We start from the raw sequence: 23604 nt of genomic DNA, 5'->3' as shown, positions 1-23604 counted from the left end.
AACTTATGAGTAACATGTTAGTAAATATATTCAACCGTGTTACTCATTATGTTTGAACTTAAAAAAATATTGGGCGGTTTACTCATGCCGTTACCATTACTAGGTTTACTTAGCCTAATACTGCTTATTTTTGCACTCAAACACCGAAAGCTTGTTATCACCTTGTCTTTTTTGAGTCTTGCAACCTTATTACTTGCCAGTACGCCCTGGGTTGCCAACTTATTGATTAAACAGAATCAACCTACTTCATTGGCTTTTAGTATCAATGATCACCCTAGCATAGATAAAATTGTGGTACTTGGCTGCGACATAAACCCTAACCCAGCCCTTAGTGCTAACAGCCAGCTAGGAAATTGTGCATTAACACGTTTAGTGGAAGGTATTAGGCTCGCTAATATATATCCTCAAGCTCAGTTAATTGTATCAGGTGGGGGTTATGAAAAAGTCACCAACAGCGCACTTATGTATAAAACGGCAATTAGCTTGGGTATGAATAAAAGTCGCATTGTACAAAATCCAAACGCAATGGACACAGCGCAAGAAGCCGCATTTTTAGCCTCAAAACTTGTTGACTATAATACCGTTTTAGTTACTTCTGTAAGCCATATGCCCAGAGCAATAAATTTATTTAATGCTCAAGGCATCACTGTGATCCCCGCAGCAACTGACTACCACAACTTTGCAGCGTACCCTTGGTATAAGCAACTCATACCCAACGCAAAAGCATTACTAGTAGTGACTCAATTTGCCCATGAAGTACTTGGCGATACATGGATAAAAATACGTCGTACAATAAATCCTGAAGCCCTTTGATTTTTTATTGTTGATGGGTTTTAAACTCAGCGGAAACTCTTTATAACATATTAAAGTAATAAGTTATTTTAACTTTAGATTTTAAAGAACCTACTCAAGATAAGTATGAATAGGTTACTTAGACGGCATTGTATTTACGGCAAAGCTTACACTGGGTTGTCTATATCAATAAATGTTACATCAAAGCCATATTTATCAGCAAGGTATTCACCCAGCGCTTTAATACCGTATCGCTCTGTGGCATGGTGGCCAGCAGCAAAAAAGTCGATATTTTGCTCGCGAGAACTATGTATTGTTTGTTCTGACGCTTCACCGGTTAAGTAAGCATCTAGCCCCTGCTCAGCTGCTAAATCTATATAGCCTTGCCCGCCACCAGTGCACAGGGCAATTGTTTCAATTTTATCATTACGCACTAAACTTGTCAGAGGCTCGCGATTAAGCACTTGGTTTATTTTTTTAGCAAATTCGCACCCCGTTAGCGGCGTTTTTAACCGCCCTTTCATCACGACACTGTTATTGACTGGCTCTAAACCTGCTTCAATCTCAATATCGAGTAATTGCGCTAGCTGAGCGTTGTTGCCGATTTCAGGGTGAATATCTAATGGCAAATGATAAGCAAATAAATTGATGTCGTTAGCTAAAAGTGCAGCCACACGACGTTTTTTCATGCCAATGATAGGTTGTGACTCGCCTTTCCAAAAATAGCCGTGGTGTACCAAAATGGCATCGGCATTTTTTTCAATCGCGGCATCAATAAGTGCTTGGCTTGCCGTTACACCCGTTACTATGGTGCGTATCTCATCTTTACCTTCTACCTGAAGTCCGTTTGGACAAAAATCGTTAATGGTTTCTGGCTTTAACAGGGTATTTAATAGTTGATTAAATTCTCTACGTTGCATACTACTTACCTTACTTTGCACTGAATTTTGTACAAATTTTGGCGGTTATGCGCTAAAAATGAAAGGAAAATCGCAAAAAATTGAAAAACAGTTCTAAAATAGGTATAAATACCTCTTCTTTATCTGTGTAAACAACGTATAGGGTCTCTGATGAGCAAACTAGACAAAACAGAAGTGTTATCTGCCTTTGAAGCTGCATATGAAGCTGCCAATGGTAAAAAACCTGAAATAACAACTAAACCTGGCTGGTACAGCGTTGATGGCGGCAAGAATATGCGCCTAGCTGATGTAGCAGAGCTGACTAAAGAATTAAGCTCTGGAAAGTCTACAAAAAAAGCTGCAGTAAAAGCACCCGCTAAAAAAACTAAAAAAGCTGCTCCTGTAAAAGCACAGAAAAAAGCGCCTTTCACCGTGATCACTGAGAACGAAGAAGGTTACACAGCAGAAGAGCTTTGGATAGTAGAGCTTGCTCGTAAAGATCACGACTGTCGCCTACCGCGCGGTGTAGTGTAATTCACTGAGTGCTCAGTATAAAAGAAACCGCGTTAAGCGGTTTTTTTATGTTTAGTTTCTATCAATAGCTGCAAAAACCACGTCGCGACAAAACCACACACCACAATAAACACTGTCCCGGCAAGTACTGGCATTATTAAAAAATCCCAACTTTGGCTAGACTCAATAATTAAGATAGGGTTTGCACCGGCAGCAGGGTGAATGGTTTTAGTGATCATCATCAAAGTTATAGCAATACCCACAGCCAGCCCAATCATGATCGCACTATCAGCACTATAATAGCTAAAAACAACCCCAATCATTGCGGTCAGCATATGCCCCCCTATTACGTTTTTTGGCTTAGCTAATGGGCTCTGTGGTACGCCAAAAACAAGCACAGCTGTTGCGCCAAATGGCGCCATTAACCAAATACCGTAATCACCCATATAATTTAGCCACGCCAAAAAAGCCAAAACAAAAGTAGAAAAAACACCTGCGATTAATGCCGACTTTATTTGCTCACTATGCATATTACCTCCTTAAAAGTAGACCGACTTGTCTACACCTACAATATAGACAAGTCGGTCTACCTATGTCAAGCTGTGTTTTTACTGCTCAAATTTGGAATATCATGGATAAACAACAACAAATAATCAGTACGGCACTAAGCCTTTTTTATAAAAAGGGTATACACGCTGTTGGTATTAATGAAATTTTAGCTGTATCCGGCATTGCAAAAAAAACCTTATACAAGCACTTTGAAAGCAAGGATGCGCTTATTTGTGCCTGTTTAGTCACACGTGACATGTGTTTTAACGCTTGGCTAAAAAAAATATGTCTGCAACCAAGTGCTATATTAGTCGCGCAAGCAATTTTTTTCGGACTGAAAAAGTGGATTAATAATGAGGTTTCAGAGTTAAGTAACTTTAATGGCTGTTTTTTTATTAATACTGCAGCTGAATACCCTATAGAGAATGACCCTATTGCCAAACTTTGCAAACAGCATAAGCAAACGAACTTTGAGATTATACTATCAGCTCTTTTAGAAACCCCTGAATTTGCTCATAATAGAGAAAAAGCAATTGAAGCCGCACACCATTTACTCATTTTAAAAGAAGGATTTATAACTAGAGCGAGAGTGATGCATGATGTATCAGTAGCTGCACCTAGTGATAATATTTTAAAAGCGATAGTAGCAGTTGGTTAAATAGATAAATACAATATAAAAAAAGCGGCTAAATAGCCGCTTATTAACTAAAAAACGCCTACCTTATTCAAAAAATAATGGGGCACGTTGTTTTTTACCAACTTCGTTCATCGTTGCTGCGTCGAACAAGCGGCCGTTGATCATGGTGTAATCAATTTTGTCTGAATCGCGGATGTTTTTCAGTGGGTCGCCATCTATAACCATTAAATCTGCCAGTTTACCGACTTCTAATGAGCCTACATTTTTATCTAAGCCTAGGTATTTAGCAGGATCGAGAGTTGATGCTCGAATAGCCTCAAGCGGCGTCATACCACCTTGAGTAAACATCCACATTTCCCAGTGCGCACCTAAACCTTCACGCTGACCATGTGCACCTAAATTAACCAGTACACCTAAATCTTGTAGTTCAGCTGCCACACGTGCATTGTTAAAGTGGTTATAGTGATGATCGGGCGCTTTAACACGACGCATTGAACGTGGTAGTAATTGATTTTTTGGCACAAATTTGCTCAATCGAGGATGATTCCACACATCAGTTTTATCGTACCAGTAGTTTTCACCCCAAATACCGCCATAGGCAACCACCAATGTAGGCGTATAACCTACATCACTTTGTGACCACAACTGCTTAATATCATCATAAATATGTTCAACCGGAATGGAATGCTCAATCCCTGTATGCCCATCAACCACCATACTCAAGTTATGTTGTAATAATGAGCCCCCTTCTGGCACGACCATCATTTCAAGTTCACGACCAGCCTCAATCACTTGCTGACGCTGCTCTCTGCGAGGTTGGTTATAAGATTTAACACTAAACGCCCCTACTTTTTTCAAACGCTCTAAATGAAATTTAGCATCATCTAATGAATCAATATGCGAAGTATAACCAGGCATATTCGCTCCATATAAAATAGTACCAGTGGAGAAAATACGCGGGCCGACAATCATACCGGCTTTTTGCATTTCACTGGCAGTGAATATTTCAGTGGTGTCGTTTGATGGATCGTGGATGGTGGTAACACCTAGCGCAAGGCCTGCAAAGTTTTTCCAGTTTTGTTGTGGGATAATTTCATTGCTTGCTTGTGAGCCATGCGCATGCGCATCAACCATACCAGGCATAATTGTTTTGCCTGTTACATCAACAATCTTAGCACCTTTTGGAACGCTAATATCTGCAGCAGAGCCAATAGCTTTAATATGTTTACCATCGGTAACAATAACGCCATTTTCAATGACTTTTTCGCCGTCCATGGTAATAATTTTTGCGCCAGTTAAGGCAGTCATGCCTTCTGGTTCAGCCATTTTTTTGCTAAAACCAATGTTAGTCCCGCTTTTGACTTTAACCCCTTGGTCATCGGCTTTATTAATAGCAAACATTCCATCTAAACTGGCATGGTATAGCTCAGGGCCAAGTGTCCAATAGAGTTTATTGCTGTTGGCACTCCAGCTAATATTTTCACCAGCACGAACAGATAATTGCTCAATTGGAAATTGGCTGTCTTTAGGCCCAATATTAATGGTCTTACCACGCTCAACAAACGGTGTTACAAACACTTTAAAGCGCTCTGCAAATGCTAAGTACTCACCATCAGGCGATACCCTAAATTCAGTGGCATGCTCTGATTCATAGAGTTTGCGCACTTTTTTACTTTCAAGCTCAACCACACTTAACGTTGGTTTAGGCCATGGGCTCATAATATAAACACGGTCATTGGCACTACCAAACTGCGGTTGATAACCACTTTTAGAAATTAGTTCACTCTTACCGCCTTTAGCACTGACACTGTAAACCCCAGGGTGCAGTGACCATTTAGGATTTAAAATACTGCCACCACTGGCTTTACGATAAACTACAGTTTTGCCATCAGGGCTAAAGGTAGGCTCTACATATTTACCCGGTTCATCGGTAATCGTATCGCCGCGACCACTTCGTGCAGAGACAACGCGCACTGTGCCTTGTTCGTTATCGTCCCACGTGGTGTAGACAATTTTTTTACCATCACGCGAGTACTGTGGAAATAACTCATAATGATCGGTTTGCTTGGTTAAACGTTTGATTTTTCCTGAGTCTAAATCGCGTTTATAAATATGACCCAGTGCTTCAAACAATGCCGTTTCACCATCTGGGCTAATTTGTACATTTCGCAGCATTTTTACATCAAATTCTTCAGTATCGATATTTTGAGTAAAGCGCACCGCTTTTTGAATTTTTTTCGTGGTGTCTATTTTGAATGCAATATCGCTGACAGATTTATCATCGACATTGAGTTTATGAATGGTGCCACCAGCCCAAAATACTAACTCTTCATTATCTGGTGTCCACGCAATTGTTGGGTATACCCCATGAATAGCCCATGTTTCTTGCATATCGCGCTCTAGCTTGTCATATAGCTTGGTATGCTCACCGCTGGTTAAATCGTATAAGTACAAGCTAGTTTGAAAGTCATCACGCTTTACATAGGCAAGTTTTTTACCATCAGGTGACGGAGTTGGTCTGATTGCCCCACCCATACCACTAATAATCGTTTCTATTTCACCGGTTTCACGATCATAGCGCTTAATTTTATAAATACCCGCAACCGAATCTTTTGAGTAATGAAAGGTTTTACCTGGGGTGGCATCATGAGAAAAATAAACATAACGGCCATCAGGTGAAAACATCGGCTCACCTAAATCTTTTTGATCGTTTTCACGTTTAGTCAGTTGTACCCCTTTACCACCCGCTTTGTGATAAAGCCAAACTTCACCCGCGCCCAAAGAACGACTGGCGGTAAAGTGCTTACGTGCAACTAAATAATCGCCATCAGGGCTCCATGCCGGGCTATTAAGTAAACGAAACGTTTCGTCCGTTACTGCAGTTTGATTCTCGCCATTAACGTCCATAACCCAAATATTATCACCGCCCCCCTGATCTGAGGTAAATGCGATATGTTTACCATCTGGGCTAAAACGCGGCTGCATTTGCCATGCGATATCTGAGGTTATTTGAGTGGCTTTACCACCACTCATTGGCATAGTGTAAATATCGCCCAGTAAGTCAAATACTAAGGTTTCTCCATCAGGGCTTATATCTACATTCATCCATGTGCCTTGCTCTACACTAATAGAAGCATCTACAAATTGCCCTTTTGGTGAATCAACTTGCCATTTTTTTTCATCTGTTTGCTCTGCGTGTACTTGACCCAATGCCAATGAAACTGATAACGCAAACGCTGTTTGCAGCATTTTCTTCATGCTTATCTCACTTATTATTGTTGCTGTGTGTTGCTCTATTACATGATTGCAACAAAAACGCTAGCAAGTTACCAGCGTAATAGGATGAAGTGCATAAAATTAATGCCAAACAATAGGATCAAATTGATAAAAATCTACCAGCAAACGGTAAATTTCAGGGTCATCGCGGCGTAAATCTGCGGGTTTTTCTAAGAACGTTTCGGTGATCACCGCAAAAAATTCTGCCTCATTTGTGGCTCCGTAGCTATGAATAACATGCGGCATGTTATAAGCAACGTGTGTTTTTAACTGCGAAAACGCTCGGCTAAATACCTTGCCCCATTGTTGATAGTGAGTCTGTGATGTAAGTAATGGCGTGCCGGTGGTTTTACCGGTCTCTTGATCAAGTTGATGCGCAAACTCATGAAACACTAAATTATGCCCGTCACTGGGTAAGCGGTTACCCTCAAGCACATCATGCCAGCTCAGCACCAGTGTGCCTCCTGGCCATGATTCACCTTGCCTTACGGTATTATGAAAACTAACAAGCCCTGCGTTATCGCGACTTGATTGAGGCGCATAATAGGCGCTGGGATAGAGTAAAATTTCCTTCACGTTTTTATACAAAGGCCAAGGTTTATTTAGTACCAGCAAGCAAGCATCGGCGGCAATAATGAGTTTCATTGCTTCAGTTAGTTGCAACCCATCACAACCAACAAAGCGCTTTTCATTTAAAAACCACACAATATGACGAGCCAACTTGGCTCGATCTGCATCAGTCATTTTGTTATAAATTGGCATAGCCCGCAGCAACAGCGCATGCTGTTGTGGGCTTAATGATAAATGACTGTATTTACGGCGCCACAGAGTATTTTGAATATCAGGCCAACGCCAAAAAATAACGACAAACGCAAAAAGTAAGAAAATCAATAATCCGTTTACCATTTAATAGCCCTATAATTATCTATACAGTATTAATTGGTCCATAAAACTAGAATTCAATTATTTAACACTAAATAAAAAGCCACACATCTGTTAGAGCGTGGCCTTTTCTTTAACAAGTGAACTGTTTGTTTATTTATATCATGCTAGCGATACAAAGGCTGCCATGCACATGTACGATAGCCATATCGTTCAAAATAGAAACGATTACAGTTGGTGTCATAATTACTTGAGCCAACATCAATCCGATGCTCACTTATATATTTATTATGCAGAGAAACCTGTTGTCCATTATACAATAAAGTAAAATGAACATGAGGACCTGATGATTGGCCGCCCTCACACAATGCTTGATTATAATTATTTGCATAGCGACCTAACCATGCACCAGGTTGAACATAATCACCACTGCTATATTGAAGGTTTGACATGTGGTAGTAGTTGGTTGAATAGCCACTGGCGTGTGTTACTCGAATATTGCAGGAAGAAAAGCGAGTTACCGTTCCGCCATGCGCAGCTTGAACAAAAGGAGTATTAGCGCCCCAGCCACCAGAGCCATTGTTAAAATCAAGTGATGAGTATGGGTAGCCAGAACCTGTATTTGAGTGAGCGCCACCACTGTACCAATAGCCAGACGGCCACGGTAAGTTCATTTCAAAACTAGCGGCTAAAAGTTGTTTTTCATTATTTTGATCTACACTATTCAATGAACGTTGCAATTGACTAGTGTTACTAGGAAATACACGGTCAAACGTAGCTAAAAACTCAGTCAAAGTCTGTTGATTATTTTTAGAGTTTGATGCCAGTCTATCGCTATCTGCAAACAGACTTACTAGAGCCGCAGTTGCAGCTGTGCTACTCGTAGTTTGGGTTGCCTGATTTCGTTTTTTTAACTTATCTTGTGACTCTTGCCACTGCTTATATGCATAAAAGCGTTGACTTAATTTCATCACTACGTCTTTTACTTGCGCATCAAAACCACGCTTGTCTGTTATACCAGCTAAAGGGTTCTCAATATCAGCATTTGGGTTTGAAAGTAAGCCACTTTGTTGCTCTATCAGCGCTAAAATTACTTTTGGATTAATACTGGTATAACCTGCCCAGTGTAAAATGAGCTCTTTTTTATCTTCAATTGCTGACGCATGCAAAGAAAAAAAGTTATCCCAATCTTCGTTTAATAATGAGTCATTAAACACAAATTGCGTATCATCAATAGTCAGTAAAGAGTTAAGCTTGAGTGATGCTAAAGCCTGTTTAGTAAACAAAAAGTCATCATGCTTATCGCCTTCTGCTAATACCACGGGTGAGGCCCCTAGAAGACTTGCGAATGTAATATTAATTATCTTGTTTTTCATCTTATATTCCTTAAGTAAAAAGCAAAAAAACCCCTAATGGGTACACAAGGTATAGCACCCAAATTAAAATAAAGTTAATTAATATTACTTATGCTTACATATAATTACTTAATGAATTAACTTAACCTACACAAATAATAAAGAAGTTGAAATTCTCTATATGATAAAAGCTGTCGGAAAAAACGATTTAACGCATTAAAGCAGCTCTTTTTAGGAAGCTATGCACTCAACCCTATTTCGGCCATTGTTTTTTGCCTTGTATAAAGCTTGATCAGCACGAGATAATAACCGATCGTAATCATCGACATTATCTGAGTCAGAAACACCAAAGCTCACGGTTACGCTAAGCCCTTGGGCAATAGACGAAAAGTCTTTATTTTCAACTTCTTTGCGTAATTGTTCACATAATTGCTGTGCTTGCACAGTATGCATGTCAGGAAATACAAATGTAAATTCTTCACCGCCCCAACGAGCCACTTCTTGCTCGCCTTCACAATGCGCTTTAAGAATATTGGCGACTTCACATATAACCTGATCGCCAATCAAATGAGACCAACCATCATTAATGCGTTTAAAGTGGTCAATATCCATAATGGCAATCGCAAGCGGAGTATTACGCGCTTTAAAATCTGTAAAGTTGTCGGCCAGCCAACCATCAAATGCCCGGCGATTCGGTAAGTCGGTGAGCTGATCATGGGTAGCTTGATAAGCAAAGGCACTTGCTTGCTCTTGCAGTGCTTGGGTTTGCTTCACCACTCGGCTAGTTAGCTCTTTTTCTACCTGCTTATAGCGATACAAGCGATACCGATATGCACTATATATGACAACCACAAAAATAAAAAACACCACTAGCTTAAAGCTGGTTTTTTGCCAAAAATGCGATTGAATTTCAAAATGAATCACTTTGTCATTTTGCTGCCAATCGGTATTAGGATAGGCAGAACGCACTGCAAATGAATATTTCCCCGCGGGTAAATTAGTATATTCAGCTGTTGCAATATGAAAACGATCAACCCATTCATCGTTAAAGCCTTTCATTTTTGTTTGAAAGTTTAATCGCTGCGGCATGATAAAACTTAAGCCCGCATAATGGAACGACAGCCGTGTAACTCCAGGTGGCAAAACAAGTGTGTCACCATCAACAGGCAATAACATGGGTTTACCATCTACAGAAAAACTTTCTACAATAGTTGGTAACGGTATCTCGGTGGCTTCTTTTAATCGCGCGGGTTTAACCGTACTCACCCCTTTTGCGGTGGCAAACCAAATAGTACCATCTGAATGCGCTGTAGCCGAAGGCGTTGACCCTCCATTGGCTTGCGCACTGAGCATGCCATCGCCCTCATCGTATAATTGAAAAGCTAGCGTCTGACTACCTTTTGTAGCTGAGTCTAGTAGCTGATTAACCTGCTTATAATTAACTTCAATAATGCCACGGTTACTTGATAGCCAAAGTGAATCTTTAAAGGGAACAATTTGAAAAAGCTTATCAACCGGTAATCCTAACTCCCTCCCTAAAATAGTCATATGGCCATTTGAATGTTGATAACGCAATAAACCTCTATCGGTCGCCATCCAGGTATATTTATCGTCAATATAAAAGCCAAACGCATATTTAGCCGAAAACGCTTTAGGGAACTGAATTGGTTTAAATTTATCCGTTTGGGTATTGTAAACTACTACGCCATTGCCAGTGCCTATCCAAATATTTGCCCTCTTATCTTCACTCAAAGCTAGAATAAAGCCACTCGGTAACTCTTTCTCATTAGTAAATTGGTCTAAGCTGCCGTCGGTATTAACTCGCGTTAACCCCATGGCTGAACCTATCCATAAACGATTTTTTGAATCAAAAAGTAACGAGCGTACTTCATTACTACCAAGGCCATTATCACGATTTAAGTAAGGTACAAGCTCGTTATTCACCACCTTTAACACACCTGAAGTATAAGTACCGACCCAAATATCACCTTGGCTTTGTTCAAGTAAGCTCAATACTGAATAAGGAGAGCCTTGTTTAGTCCCTTTAATTTGGGTAATTTTATTATTTTGCAGCCGATCTAAGCCTGTACTCCCGCCTATCCATAAACTGCCATCAGAATGTGAAAGTACCGTTCGTACGTAGTCGCTAGATAAGCCTCGCTTTTTTCCCCACGATGAAAACGGGGCTTCTCTTAATCTAAATACACCCGCGTTGGTACCTACCCAAATACTGTTTTCTCTGTCTTGCAATAACGACAATATGCGGTTTGCAGGTAAGCCATTTTTAGCATCTAATTGTTCTATGCCATCAACACTAAGCCTAAATACCCCTTTATTAATAGTGCCAAACCATAAATCACCATGGTTATCTTCTAATAAACTAGAAATCGACTCAGCACTAAGCTGTGGATGGGGTGACTCGAACACATTGCCATTTAATACTCGCGCACCTCTTTCACTACCAATAACAAGGCGTCCTTCACGGGTAATCAATAGAGTATATACAGGTGCATCTGGCAAACCATGATGTGGAGTCATCAATGTAGCCGTGTAGTTAACTATTTTATACAGCCCATCACTGGTTGCAGCCCATATAGTGCCCTGCTTATCTTCAATTATTCTATAAGCACTGACGTTTTGTATTATTGGGATATCTTGAGTGCTTTTGGCAGGTCGATAAAACACACCATCATTTTCAAGTGCCAACCACAAATCCTCGTTTTTACTCTTAAATACGTGATTAACCATTGCTTGGGCATTAGGTTGAGTGTCCCATTGTCGGTGCTGATATAAACTAATACCGCCGCGCGCTCCGGCTATGAGTAAGCCGCCATCGGATGTGGGGGTAAGCGCACGTACGCCTGAGTCAGGCAAATCGGTAATTTCTGAGCGGGTAAATAGTTTAAATTCTTGACCGTTAAAGCGGGCAAGCCCTTCCCAAGTACCTACCCATAAATAGCCATCTTGTGTTTGTGCAAGGCTATTAATGCTATTGTGAGGAAGGCCCGAACGGGTATTCCACGTTTCAAAAAAATAATCGCGCAACGGCAGCCGAGTCTGTTGCTGAGCATTAACAGTAAAAATCACCAACAAGAAACATAAAATCACCAAGCGATTCATCAGACACTGCCTTTATAATTATTAGTTTTTATATTTGAGTAAATTCAAGGTGAAAATTTAATTAGAAAACATCACCAACAAATAATAACATAAGATTTACAACTTTTTCATTAAGTATTATCACTCAAACTATCAAATGTATGTTGCAATCGTTGGATGAACTTAGCCACATGTAGTCCATCTAATAACGCATGATGGACATCAATTGATAGTGGCATTTCGCCTGTATCGGGGTTGTATTGACCAAACACAAATTTAGGGATGCCACAGCTTTGGCCCTGGGTAAACGCATGCGAAAAGCTGCTAAAGTTTAACCAAGGTAAAACAGAAACGTGAATTAAATCAGCTTGTCCTTCAGTTGCTGCAAAGGCATCAGAAAACAGCGGGTTTAACCTTGCTTCATGACTAATCGCTTTTGCTTTATTAGCAAACTCATTTAACGAGTTTTGCTGTTTAAAATAACTAAAGCGAAACGAGTCATCATCGGCAAGCTCAACAACACTCGCGCGCATGGTGTTTAAATAATAAGGTTTTTGATTAACAATACGCAGCATCATCGGCTCATACTCATGACATGCTTTTAATAAGCAATAAACATAACCATGAAAAAAAGCACGATTAGTTTGCTTACACACGGTATATAGCTTTTTAGCATTGAGTCTTACACACACATTAAAATAAGGCTGAGTGAAGTTTTGAAACAATTCAAAATGTTGTTTGCGCGGCCACTGATCAAAATCAATAGCCCGAAGAGATAAATCGGCAGAGGACATAAATTATACACAGAGCAAAAGTAAAATTTTACCTCGCTTTGCCTATATTCGCATTAACTAAAATGATGCTTTGGGTGTAGTTATACCAAAGTCTTATATAGGCATAAAAAAAGGAGCGATATTCGCTCCTTAGTTGAACTAAATAAAAAACTTAAAGTCCGTTTTCAATAATTTCTTGAGCAAGCTCATCAGCAATTAAATGCGTTGATTTTTGTTCTTTTTCACTACGGGTAAAGATTTCGCTTAATGTATCGAAAATTTTCTCTACGTGTTTATTAGACGCCTCTTTACTGTAACCTTCAGGCGCTGTTTCGTAATACACGTTAATAATACCGCCTGCATTTATTACATAATCTGGTGCGTATAAAATACCTTTTTCACGTATAATTTCACCATGGCGTGATTCTGCAAGCTGATTATTTGCACATCCTGCTATTATAGTTGCTTTTAAACGAGGGATCGTTGTGTCATTAATAGTGGCACCTAACGCACAAGGCGCATACACATCAACATCTAAGTCGTATATTTCATCAATACCAACCGCTGTTGCACCAAAATCGTTGACTACACGCTCTACCGCTGCTTGGTTAATATCGGTAACAAATAATTCTGCACCAGCTTCAGCCAAGTGCTTACATAATCCATAAGCCACCGCACCTAAACCTTGCACAGCCACTTTAATACCTGAGAAATCTTGAATGCCGCGCTGATGATGAAGCGCTGCTTTCATACCTAAAAACGTGCCGTAAGCTGTAAATGGCGATGGGTTACCACTTTTGCCTTCAAGGCCTAGCACGTAATTTGTTTCTTTGTTCATTAACGCCACATCATCACACGTGATATTTACGTCTTCTGCTGAGTAGTAGCTGCCATTTAAACGCTCTAATTGACGACCAAATGCACGAAACAACTGTTCAGACTTGATCTCTTTTGCATTGCCAATAATAACTGACTTACCACCACCAAATGGCAAGCGTGCCACAGCATTTTTATAGGTCATCCCTTTTGATAAGCGCAATACGTCGTAAACTGCATCCTCATCGTTGGCATAATCCCACATTCTACAACCGCCTACAGCTGGACCTAAGTTTGTGTTATGCACCGCAATAATGGCTTTTAAACCAGACGCTTTGTCTGAACAAAAAACCACTTGTTCATGGTTATCAAATTCAACTTGATTAAATACAACCACTTTAAATACTCCGAAAATAATGGGCCCTTTTGGGCAAGCACGCTACAAATTGACGAGACTTTATCACTTCAGTTAATGGTTCGCCACACTATGAGTAGATAAACCAAATAAACCGCACTCAATAGAAAAATAAAACGATTTATCGCGATAAATAAGCATAAAAAATTTAATAATAATTATATTGTTAAGTATAAAAGCTAAAAACGTCATCGCGATTAAAGTTTACGCTTACGTGAACGTCACTTTGAATTTATATGTAAACTTAATAGTACATCTTGAAAAAGAACACTACATCATAAAATACAATGGGTTATACAAAAACTGCCTGTGTAGCACAAACTGGTCTGAGGTGTTTAAGTATCTGCAAATTTTAAAAATAAAAAAAACGAGCACGGGGTGCTCGCTTTTATAATTGCTGTTTATGCAGAAAACTTACTTCATTTTACTATCTAGTTCTTCAATTTTTGCTTTCCAAATTGCAGGACCTTGGGTGTGAGCATTTTCACCTTCGCTGTCAACGGCAACCGTTACTGGCATATCTTCTACTTCAAATTCGTAGATAGCTTCCATACCTAAATCTTCAAAGGCAACAACACGTGCTTTTTTAATTGCTTTAGATACTAGATAAGCCGCACCGCCTACAGCCATTAAATACACTGACTGATGCTTTTTAATAGACTCAACCGTTGCTGGGCCACGTTCAGCTTTGCCAATCATTCCCACGATGCCTGTTTTTTCTAACATCATGTCAGTAAATTTGTCCATACGAGTAGCCGTTGTCGGGCCAGCAGGACCTACTGCTTCATCGCCTACTGCATCCACAGGACCAACGTAATAAATAAACTTGTTATCAAAATCAACACCTTCAGGTAAACCTTCCCCTGAGTTGATCATATCTTGCAGACGCTTATGAGCAGCATCTCGACCCGTTAAAATAGTACCTGAGAGTAAAACGGTTTCACCCATTTTCCATTCTTTAGTGTCTTCTTTAGTCAGGGTATCTAAATTAACACGGCGTGTGCCCTCACCGACTTCGAAAGTCACTTCTGGCCAGTCTTCTAATTTAGGTGCTTTTAAATTCGCAGGGCCTGAACCATCAAGCGTAAAGTGAACGTGGCGCGTAGCAGCACAATTTGGGATCATAACCACTGGCTTTGAAGCCGCGTGAGTTGGCGCCGTTTTAATTTTAATATCAACAACCGTGGTTAAACCGCCAAGACCTTGCGCACCAATACCTAATTTATTCGCACGTTCAAAAATTTCTAAACGCAGCTTTTCTTCTGTTGTTTCTGCGCCGCGCTCAATGAGTTCATGAATATCAACCGGATCCATTAATGATTCTTTCGCCATTACCGCTGCTTTTTCTGCAGTGCCACCAATACCTATGCCTAGCATACCTGGTGGACACCAACCCGCCCCCATTGTTGGTAACGTTTTTTCTACCCACTCGGCCACATCGTCAGATGGGTTTAACATCACCATTTTACTTTTGTTCTCTGAGCCACCACCCTTAGCAGCCACCATCACTTCAACTTTATCGCCTGCAACTAAGTCAATGTGTACCACTGATGGCGTATTATCTTTAGTATTTTTACGTGTTCCCGCAGGGTCGGCAACAATCGATGCACGCAATGGGTTATCTGGATTTAAGTACGCACGACGCGTCCCCTCATCAACCATTTGTTGTACTGTTAAGTCGGTTTTATCCCAATTAACATCCATACCTACTTTTACGAAACAGGTGATGATCCCAGTATCCTGGCACAGCGGACGCTTACCTTCTGCCGACATACGCGAGTTAATTAAGATTTGTGCAATCGCATCTTTAGCGGCTTTGCTTTGCTCTTTGTTATACGCTTTTTCTAGCGCTTGAACAAAATCAAGAGGGTGGTAAAACGAGATATATTGCAAAGCATCTTCAATGCTATCAATAAAGTCTTGCTGACGAATTGTACTCATAGTGGTTCCTTAAGTTGTTGTTACGCACGCTGCACGTAAGCGATATCAAACCCGTGACGGTGGTTCGAACTGTTTTCAACCACAGCGCTCACTAAACGCTGCCAAAAAAATTTGACTTATGATACCCTCCCAGCCCGTTTCGAGCCAGTTCTTAAAGGGGTAGTAAATGCTAAACAATAAAAAAAATTGTGTTGAATTAGCCATATCACAAAATTGTATAGAGGTATTTTCGCATTTTGCTCATTTACCCTACGCTATTTTGCTAGATTCGGGTGATAGCGATCACATTAACAGTCGTTTTGACATGATTGCGATTGAACCTCAAAGCACCCTGGAAGTTAAAAATAATCAAACTGTTTTTAATAACCAAGCGAGTGCTAAAAGCTGCTTTGAAATAATGAACGATGAATTAGCAAAGCTTGATACAACAAAAGCCGCTAACAATTTACCCTTTAATGGTGGCTGGCTTGGTTATTTTGGTTATGACTTAGGGCGTACCATAGAGCAACTGCCAAGCAGTGCTTTAAACGATATTGATTTACCGCAAATGGCCGTTGGACTTTACCTTGATGCACTCATTTACGATAAACAACTGGATACTTGGTTTTATGTTTCACAGCCCAATGTAAATCGTCTCTCGCTGTATCAGCAATATTTGATGCAACCACCTAAACATGAAAGCTTTTCGCTTACATCACAGTGGCAGTCAAATATGAGTCAGACAAGTTATAGCGAAAAATTTGCCGCCATTGAAGAATACTTAAAAAGTGGTGATTGTTATCAAATTAACCTAGCGCAGCGTTTTAGCGCACATTACCAAGGGTCTCCTTGGGCGGCCTATGTTAAATTAACGCAAGCCAATAAAGCGCCTTTTTCTAGTTTTATAAATCATCCGCAAGGCGCTATTTTATCAATATCACCCGAGCGTTTTATTGCAGTGCACGACAACAAGGTAGAAACAAAACCTATTAAAGGTACGCTACCACGTAAAGCCGATGCTTTAGAAGATGCCAAACAAGCCACATTACTGGCAAACTCCAGTAAAGACCGCGCTGAAAATGTCATGATAGTAGACCTGCTACGAAATGATTTAGGTAAAGTCGCAAAACCGGGCTCTGTTGTTGTACCTTCTTTATTTGCTATTGAAAGCTTTCCGGCAGTACACCATTTGGTAAGTACAGTTACATCCATCCTTGATGAAGGAAAAACAGCAGTCGATCAACTTGAAGCTGCATTCCCTGGAGGGTCTATTACCGGGGCACCAAAAGTGCGCGCAATGGAAATAATAGAAGAGCTGGAGCCACACAGACGCAGTATTTATTGTGGCTCTATTGGCTATATTAGCGCCTGCGGTAATATGGATACCAGTATTACCATTCGAACTTTAGTTACTCATCATCAGCAAATACATTGTTGGGCTGGCGGTGGCATTGTTGCTGATTCAAAAGTCGAATTGGAATATCAAGAAACATACGATAAAGTAAATAAAATACTCCCTATATTAAATGAAGGTCGCTTTGAATAGTGAAACCATTTCGGCTCGTTTTCAATTAAACCGCAGTTTAGCCGTAGATCAGCTCAAAGATAATAAAAAAAAGCGCGCCAGTGCAGTGATGCTACCTTTGATTGATATAGATAACGAAGCACATGTTTTATTGTGTAAGCGGCCAACCTATTTACATCACCACCCTGGGGAGATTTGTTTACCGGGTGGTAAATTTGAAATTAATGATGTTAACCTGCGCACCACGGCACTGCGTGAATTACATGAGGAGCTAAACATTCCCCCGCATAATGTTCAAGTTTTAGGCCAGCTGCCCCAATACTCTACCCTTACTGGATTTACTATACGTCCTTTTGTGGGCTTAATTAAAAAAGAAACGGTATGGGAGAACGATCATAACGAAGTACAAGCCAGCTTTTTACTCTCTATAAAAGCGCTGAACAACGAAGCTAATTGGCAACCAATCCCCTTTGAACGTAATGGAAGAGCCCTAACTTTAAATGGCTTTATCACTCCTCACGGGCTTTTGTGGGGTGCCACAGCCAGCATTATTAAAAACTTTACAAAACAACTCGCCATACCAGTTTAAATCTTTGCTAATAAGGGTTACACACCTGCATTTCCACGTTATTATAGTCGACCGTTCAAAGAACAGCTTAATGCTGAGAAAACTAAGTAGAGACACACATTATGATCAGTGCATTTGACATGTTTAGCATTGGTATTGGCCCTTCATCGTCACATACCGTCGGCCCAATGCGTGCATCACGCTTATTTGTTAATGACCTAGATGAGCAACAACTATTAGCAAATGTAACCGATGTAAAAGTAGAGCTTTACGGCTCACTGGGGCAAACAGGTGTTGGTCATGGTTCGGGAAAAGCAGTGATCCTTGGCCTAGCCGGTTATGATCCTGAAACCATTGATGCCGATTTAGTGGACGATATTTTAGCAAAAATAGAAAATGAGCAGGTTATTTATCTAAACCAAACTCATAAAGCTAAATTCCCTAAACAAGGCGCTATTGTTTTTCATCGCAGAAAAACACTCCCTAAACATTCCAACGCAATGGAAATTATTGCCTATAACAATGACGAAAAAGTATATAGCAAAGTTTACTACTCTATTGGTGGCGGGTTTATTGTTACAGATGAAGAGTTTGAAAAAGAAAAACAAGCGGCCTTAGATATTCGCGAAGAAAACCCTGCCCCGTTCCCGTTTGGAACGGCTAAAGAATTACTCGAAATGTGTAAAGAGTCGGGTTACAGCGTATCAACGTTAATGATGAAAAACGAAAAAACCTTACGCAGTGAAGAAGCCATAAAAGATGAATTATTTAATATTTGGCAAGTAATGAAAGCCTGTATTGAACGTGGTATGCGCACCGAAGGTATTTTACCTGGTGGTTTGAAAGTAAAACGCCGTGCACCAAGCTTATATTTAAAGCTCAATGTAGAAGTGAGTAACGATCCACTTCGTGCTATGGATTGGGTTGATTTATTCGCATTAGCAGTGAATGAAGAAAATGCAGCAGGCGGTCGTGTGGTTACTGCACCAACAAATGGTGCAGCTGGTATCCTACCAGCCGTATTAATGTACTATCATACTTTTATCAAAGAAGTTGATCGCGACATTGCTACTCGGTATTTATTAACCGCGGCCGCTATTGGTATTTTATACAAAAAAAATGCCTCTATCTCAGGTGCTGAAGTGGGTTGCCAAGGTGAAGTTGGTGTTGCCTGTTCAATGGCTGCTGGTGCGCTAACTGAAATTGTTGGTGGTAACGTGGTACACGTAGAAAATGCCGCTGAAATTGGCATGGAACATAACTTAGGATTAACCTGCGATCCAGTGGGCGGCTTAGTGCAGGTACCTTGTATTGAGCGTAATGCAATGGGCGCTATTAAAGCAATTAATGCTTCTCGTCTTGCTATTCGCGGTAGTGGAGAACAAAAAGTATCGCTTGATAAAGTAATTAAAACCATGCTCGATACCGGTAACGATATGAAAACAAAATACAAAGAAACCGCTCGCGGTGGATTAGCTGTTAACATTATCGAGTGCTAATTAGATAGCATAAAAAAAAGCCGCTTAGTTGCAAAACTAAGCGGCTTTTTCATTACTGTTTATGGCGGTTATTTAACTGGCAATTCGATATCAGCAAATAATTTATCAACATCGTCTTGATTACGCAGCAAACTTGCTCGCTCTACTCGCTCTTTGGTTAAATGCGGTGCAAAACGCTCGATAAAGTCATACATGTAGGTACGTAAAAAGCTACCTTTTCTAAAACCAATCTTAGTGGTGCTTGCTTCAAATAAATGGCTAGCATCAATGCACACTAAGTCGTTGTCGTTTACCTGATCAATTGCCATAGATGCAACCACACCGACACCTAATCCCAGGCGCACATACGTTTTAATAACATCGGCATCGGTGGCGGTAAATACAATATGTGGCTCAAGCCCATAGGCGTTAAATGCTTTATCAAGCTCTGAGCGACCAGTAAAACCAAATACATAAGTGATCAAAGGATACTGCGCTATATCTGCCACCGTTAAATTATCGACTTTTTTCGCAAGGGGATGATCTTTAGCAACCACAATACTGCGATTCCAGTGATAACAAGGCAACATAACTAAATCTGAATATAAGTGCAGTGCTTCAGTAGCAATCGCAAAATCTGCATCGCCGCGCGCAGCTGCATCCGATATTTGCTGCGGCGTACCTTGGTGCATATGCAGTGACACTGCTGGGTATTTTTGGGTAAAGCCTTGGATTACGCTTGGTAACGCATAACGTGCTTGGGTGTGCGTAGTCGCAATATTAAGTTTACCTTGATCGGGCAGCGTATGTTCATTAGCAACCGCTTTAATACCCTCAACTTTTGAGAGTATTTCTCGCGATATGTTAATGATTTCTTCGCCAGCACCTGTAACGTGAGTTAAATGTTTACCACTACGGCCAAAAATTTGTACACCTAGTTCATCTTCTAACATACGTACTTGCTTAGAAATACCAGGCTGGGAGGTAAATAAACTCTCAGCGGTAGCTGAAACATTTAATTTATGATTTTGAACTTCTACGATATATCTAAGTTGTTGTAATTTCATGGCTATGTAGTTTCGTTATAATTCACATTGACAGATAAAAGCGCACCCTAATTAATAGGTAACTATATAAAAGGCTGATTAAGGTTACACAATGTAACAATTAATTTATTGAAATTTCAGGTTAACACAATAAATAAAGTTGAGATAGCAATGATTATCAGCAAACAAAACATAACACATTAAGATTTAAACGCTTTATGCATGGTGTTTTTTTTAGTTAATCGGCGCAAAGTTTCCCACCTTTTATATATTTAATGTAAGATTAGATAATAAGGTTAAGAATTTGAGAATTATAACATGATCGTTTCCATTATAATTGTATTAATTGTTGCGCTTATCGTCATTGCACTGTGGGTTAGTGCTGTTCAACAACACAAAGAAAAACAAGAAGCTGAACGACGTAAAGAGCTAACAAAACAAAAAGCTATCATTGAAGAAACTGAAGAGGCGTTAATGAATAGCGCTAATATCCCACTTTCAGAAGCAACTCAGCGAATATTACAACGTCGTATTCATGATGCGCTAAGTAATATGGTGTCTATTTCAAGCGGTGGTAGCGGACTAAAAAACCGCTTAAAAGAAGCAAAAGAGCGACTACAAAATCCGATTCAAGACGGCTCGGATGGTTTTGTTTTACCAGGTAATGACAAGCAACTGATATCACTAATACAGGGTATAAAAAAGCTCCGTACTATTATCCGTTCTGAGCACAACAAAGGGAAAGTTGACAGCCAAGCGTTTATTGCAGAAGACAAACGCCTTGAGAAGCTACAACTAAGAATCAACATTGAAAGCCAGATAAAACGTGGTCTAGCAGCTCAAACAGCCGGTATGGTAGGCTCTGCTAGGCAGTACTTTGAAAAAGCAGCTGCCACACTTAACAGTGTGTCATTTAATGATGATTACATTACTGCAAAACGAGTTGAAGTTGAAGGCTATCTAGAAACAATAAGCACTGAATTAAAGGCATCAAACGCTACATCATTGAAGAAAAAGAACGAACAAGAGCAAGATGATTTAGACGTACTGTTTGCACCGAAAAAGAAATGGTAATCCATTACCTAATAAAAAAGCCCATACAACTGTATGGGCTTTTTTATAACTGAAATTTAGTCACTATATAAATTTACATACCCAAACTAAATCTAGCTATTTAACAAAAGCATTAAGATAAAAATGCAAACTTAATAATAAACAGTGCCGTTAAAATCCAAACACTAATACTTACCTGATCTCTTTTACCACACAGTACTTTAACCGCTGTATAAGAAATAAAACCCAGTGCAATACCGTGTGCAATTGAAAAGGTCAATGGAGTCATTAACAATACAACACTCACTGGAATTGCATCAGTCATATCATCCCAGTTTACAAACTTTAAGTTTTGTAGCATTAGAACGGATACATATAAGATTGCCCCTGCTGTTGCGTATGCTGGTACCATTTGTGCCAAAGGTGCAAAAAACATCATTAATAAAAAGCAGCAACCTACAACTACAGCCGTTAAGCCCGTTCGGCCCCCCACTGATACTCCCGCTACAGATTCTATATAAGAAGTTGTTGTTGAAGTTCCCAGCATTGCACCGGCAATGGTTGCAGTGCTATCAGCGCTTAATGCGCGACCTAAGCGCGGCATATTGCCGTTTTTATCTGCTAGACCCGCTTTTTGAGTAACCGCTACCAACGTGCCTGAGGTATCAAATAAATCAACAAATAGAAACGCAAAAATAACACTCAACATAGACAGTTCAAAAGCAGCACTAAAATCAAGTTGCATAAAAGTCGGCATTATTGAAGGTGGCATTGCAACAACACCATGATATTCAACTAATCCCATCGACACTGCTATCGCGGTAACGAGTAAAATACTAATAAGCACGCCGCTTTTAAAGTCACGATAAAGTAATGCCGCAATAATAAAAAAACTAAAAATAGCTAATAGCGGACCCGGTGACGTTATATCGCCTAGCTGCACAAGTGTTGCTGGGCTTGATACAATAATACCAGCACTTTTCAGCGCAATAAGTGCCAAGAATGCACCAATACCGGTTGCTATTGCTTGTTTGAGCACCAGGGGGATTGCATTAATAATCCACTCTCGCACCTTAAATAAGCTTAATATTAAAAATATACACCCTGACATAAACACCGCGCCCAGCGCTGCTTGCCAGCTATAGCCCATACCTAGCACCACGCCATAGGTAAAAAATGCATTTAATCCCATACCCGGTGCCAATGCCAATGGATAATTGGCCCACAACCCCATAATAAAACACCCTATTGCAGCGGCAATACAGGTTGCAACAAAGGCAGCACCTTGGTCCATGCCTGCTTCTGCAAGCATAGCTGGGTTAACGAATACGATATAAACCATCGTAATAAATGTAGTCATACCGGCAATACATTCACGGCGAACCGAAGAATCATTTGCACGGATTTTGAATAAGGCTTCGAGCATAATAAACTTGTGGTTGTAAAAAGTGGCGAGATTTTAGCATAAAAATAACTTTTTACAGGACATTTTACCTTGCTATATACTAAACTAGCTAAGTGATTAAAATAACAAACGAAGTAGCATGATCAAAACGACACCAAGTGGCCAAGACTTAGAGCAACAATTAGACAACATTCTTTCTTTTGTAACGCAACCAAGCGATGCAAATCCCCCTGCGAGCTCTAAAAACACCGATCAAGACACATTAAATAAAGCTCTTTATTACCTTAAAAATGAACAAGGCGCCTTAGCCGCAAAATGGATGCGTTTAGCAGCAATGGCAGGAAACTATCGTGCACAGTTTTACTTAGGGCTATTTTTCATTAAAGGCCAAGGTGTGCCACAAAGTGTATTTCATGGGGCTGCGTGGCTCAGCTTAGCTAGTAGCCAAGGATATGAGCCAGCAATAGAGGCAATGAGCGATATACGCAAACACATTAGTACCAAACGACTTAAAGACGCCCAGTGTTATGCCGCCAGCTTATATGAACAAATTCATCAGTTACAATTTTCACATTTGATCCCTATAAGTCACGAAAAATAGTT

At 40.1% G+C, this 23604-nt stretch carries 19 protein-coding genes; 8 read left to right on the top strand and 11 right to left on the bottom strand.

Annotated elements, in window-relative coordinates; all coding sequences use genetic code 11:
• Nucleotides 1-48: 48 nt before the first annotated feature.
• Complete coding sequence (locus PUND_RS08300; protein ID WP_010388552.1) at nucleotides 49-813, top strand: YdcF family protein; 765 nt, start codon at nucleotides 49-51, stop codon at nucleotides 811-813.
• 146 nt (nucleotides 814-959) lie between these two features.
• Here the strand turns inward: PUND_RS08300 and PUND_RS08295 are convergent, their stop codons facing one another.
• Nucleotides 960-1712 carry a Nif3-like dinuclear metal center hexameric protein gene (locus PUND_RS08295; RefSeq protein WP_010388551.1) on the bottom strand — a complete coding sequence of 251 codons (753 nt, stop codon included), beginning with the start codon at nucleotides 1710-1712 and terminating at the stop codon, nucleotides 960-962.
• A 150-nt stretch (nucleotides 1713-1862) separates the two neighbouring features.
• Here PUND_RS08295 and PUND_RS08290 point away from each other — a divergent pair, with 150 nt between their 5' ends.
• Entirely contained in the window at nucleotides 1863-2225 is a 363-nt protein-coding gene (locus PUND_RS08290; RefSeq protein WP_010388549.1) for a hypothetical protein, read from the top strand.
• Between the two features lie 32 nt (nucleotides 2226-2257).
• Here the strand turns inward: PUND_RS08290 and PUND_RS08285 are convergent, their stop codons facing one another.
• Nucleotides 2258-2734: an HPP family protein gene (locus PUND_RS08285; protein WP_010388547.1), complete on the bottom strand. Its 477-nt coding sequence runs from the start codon at nucleotides 2732-2734 to the stop codon at nucleotides 2258-2260.
• Nucleotides 2735-2835: 101 nt separating this feature from the next.
• Here PUND_RS08285 and PUND_RS08280 point away from each other — a divergent pair, with 101 nt between their 5' ends.
• Entirely contained in the window at nucleotides 2836-3411 is a 576-nt protein-coding gene (locus PUND_RS08280) for a TetR/AcrR family transcriptional regulator (protein ID WP_010388545.1), read from the top strand.
• Between the two features lie 63 nt (nucleotides 3412-3474).
• Here PUND_RS08280 and PUND_RS08275 read toward each other — a convergent pair whose 3' ends face one another.
• The 7 genes from PUND_RS08275 to PUND_RS08245 all read right to left on the bottom strand — a co-directional run bounded on the left by PUND_RS08275 (nucleotide 3475) and on the right by PUND_RS08245 (nucleotide 15947).
• Nucleotides 3475-6648: an amidohydrolase family protein gene (locus PUND_RS08275; RefSeq protein ID WP_041708799.1), complete on the bottom strand. Its 3174-nt coding sequence runs from the start codon at nucleotides 6646-6648 to the stop codon at nucleotides 3475-3477.
• A 99-nt stretch (nucleotides 6649-6747) separates the two neighbouring features.
• Nucleotides 6748-7572, bottom strand: a complete 825-nt coding sequence (locus PUND_RS08270) for a M90 family metallopeptidase (RefSeq protein WP_010388541.1) — start codon at nucleotides 7570-7572, stop codon at nucleotides 6748-6750.
• A gap of 143 nt (nucleotides 7573-7715) precedes the next feature.
• The gene (locus PUND_RS08265; RefSeq protein WP_010388539.1) at nucleotides 7716-8924 is read right to left on the bottom strand and encodes a M23 family metallopeptidase; all 1209 of its coding nucleotides are present in this window, start codon (nucleotides 8922-8924) and stop codon (nucleotides 7716-7718) included.
• A gap of 210 nt (nucleotides 8925-9134) precedes the next feature.
• Nucleotides 9135-12023, bottom strand: a complete 2889-nt coding sequence (locus PUND_RS08260) for a ligand-binding sensor domain-containing diguanylate cyclase (protein WP_010388538.1) — start codon at nucleotides 12021-12023, stop codon at nucleotides 9135-9137.
• 110 nt (nucleotides 12024-12133) lie between these two features.
• On the bottom strand, nucleotides 12134-12796 hold the full coding sequence (locus PUND_RS08255) for a CatA-like O-acetyltransferase (RefSeq protein WP_010388537.1): 663 nt from the start codon (nucleotides 12794-12796) through the stop codon (nucleotides 12134-12136).
• A gap of 151 nt (nucleotides 12797-12947) precedes the next feature.
• Nucleotides 12948-13988 (bottom strand): Leu/Phe/Val dehydrogenase, encoded by a 1041-nt coding sequence (locus PUND_RS08250; RefSeq protein ID WP_010388535.1) that lies wholly within the window; start codon nucleotides 13986-13988, stop codon nucleotides 12948-12950.
• A 432-nt stretch (nucleotides 13989-14420) separates the two neighbouring features.
• Nucleotides 14421-15947 carry a fumarate hydratase gene (locus tag PUND_RS08245; RefSeq protein WP_010388533.1) on the bottom strand — a complete coding sequence of 509 codons (1527 nt, stop codon included), beginning with the start codon at nucleotides 15945-15947 and terminating at the stop codon, nucleotides 14421-14423.
• Between the two features lie 166 nt (nucleotides 15948-16113).
• Here PUND_RS08245 and pabB point away from each other — a divergent pair, with 166 nt between their 5' ends.
• The 3 genes from pabB (at nucleotide 16114) to PUND_RS08230 (ending at nucleotide 19518) form a co-directional block, all read left to right on the top strand.
• The gene (gene pabB, locus PUND_RS08240; protein WP_010388532.1) at nucleotides 16114-17472 is read left to right on the top strand and encodes an aminodeoxychorismate synthase component I; all 1359 of its coding nucleotides are present in this window, start codon (nucleotides 16114-16116) and stop codon (nucleotides 17470-17472) included.
• Nucleotides 17465-18040: an NUDIX hydrolase gene (locus tag PUND_RS08235; RefSeq protein WP_010388530.1), complete on the top strand. Its 576-nt coding sequence runs from the start codon at nucleotides 17465-17467 to the stop codon at nucleotides 18038-18040. Before pabB ends, PUND_RS08235 begins: the two co-directional genes overlap by 8 nt.
• Before the next feature lie 101 nt (nucleotides 18041-18141).
• Entirely contained in the window at nucleotides 18142-19518 is a 1377-nt protein-coding gene (locus PUND_RS08230; protein WP_010388528.1) for an L-serine ammonia-lyase, read from the top strand.
• A gap of 68 nt (nucleotides 19519-19586) precedes the next feature.
• Here the strand turns inward: PUND_RS08230 and cysB are convergent, their stop codons facing one another.
• Entirely contained in the window at nucleotides 19587-20564 is a 978-nt protein-coding gene (gene cysB / locus PUND_RS08225; protein WP_010388526.1) for an HTH-type transcriptional regulator CysB, read from the bottom strand.
• Nucleotides 20565-20861: 297 nt separating this feature from the next.
• Here cysB and PUND_RS08220 point away from each other — a divergent pair, with 297 nt between their 5' ends.
• Nucleotides 20862-21617 carry a hypothetical protein gene (locus PUND_RS08220; RefSeq protein WP_010388524.1) on the top strand — a complete coding sequence of 252 codons (756 nt, stop codon included), beginning with the start codon at nucleotides 20862-20864 and terminating at the stop codon, nucleotides 21615-21617.
• Nucleotides 21618-21729: 112 nt separating this feature from the next.
• On the opposite strand, the gene PUND_RS08215 is transcribed toward PUND_RS08220, so the two are convergent.
• Nucleotides 21730-23022 (bottom strand): NCS2 family permease, encoded by a 1293-nt coding sequence (locus PUND_RS08215; protein ID WP_010388521.1) that lies wholly within the window; start codon nucleotides 23020-23022, stop codon nucleotides 21730-21732.
• Nucleotides 23023-23140: 118 nt separating this feature from the next.
• On the opposite strand from PUND_RS08215, the gene PUND_RS08210 reads away from it, so the two are divergent.
• Nucleotides 23141-23602, top strand: coding sequence for a tetratricopeptide repeat protein (locus tag PUND_RS08210; RefSeq protein WP_010388519.1), 462 nt, complete (start codon nucleotides 23141-23143; stop codon nucleotides 23600-23602).
• The last annotated feature ends 2 nt before the right edge of the window (nucleotides 23603-23604 follow it).

Origin of the sequence: Pseudoalteromonas undina (genome assembly GCF_000238275.3) — a bacterium.
GTDB lineage: Bacteria > Pseudomonadota > Gammaproteobacteria > Enterobacterales > Alteromonadaceae > Pseudoalteromonas > Pseudoalteromonas undina.
This window is presented reverse-complemented; position numbering and strand designations above follow the sequence as displayed.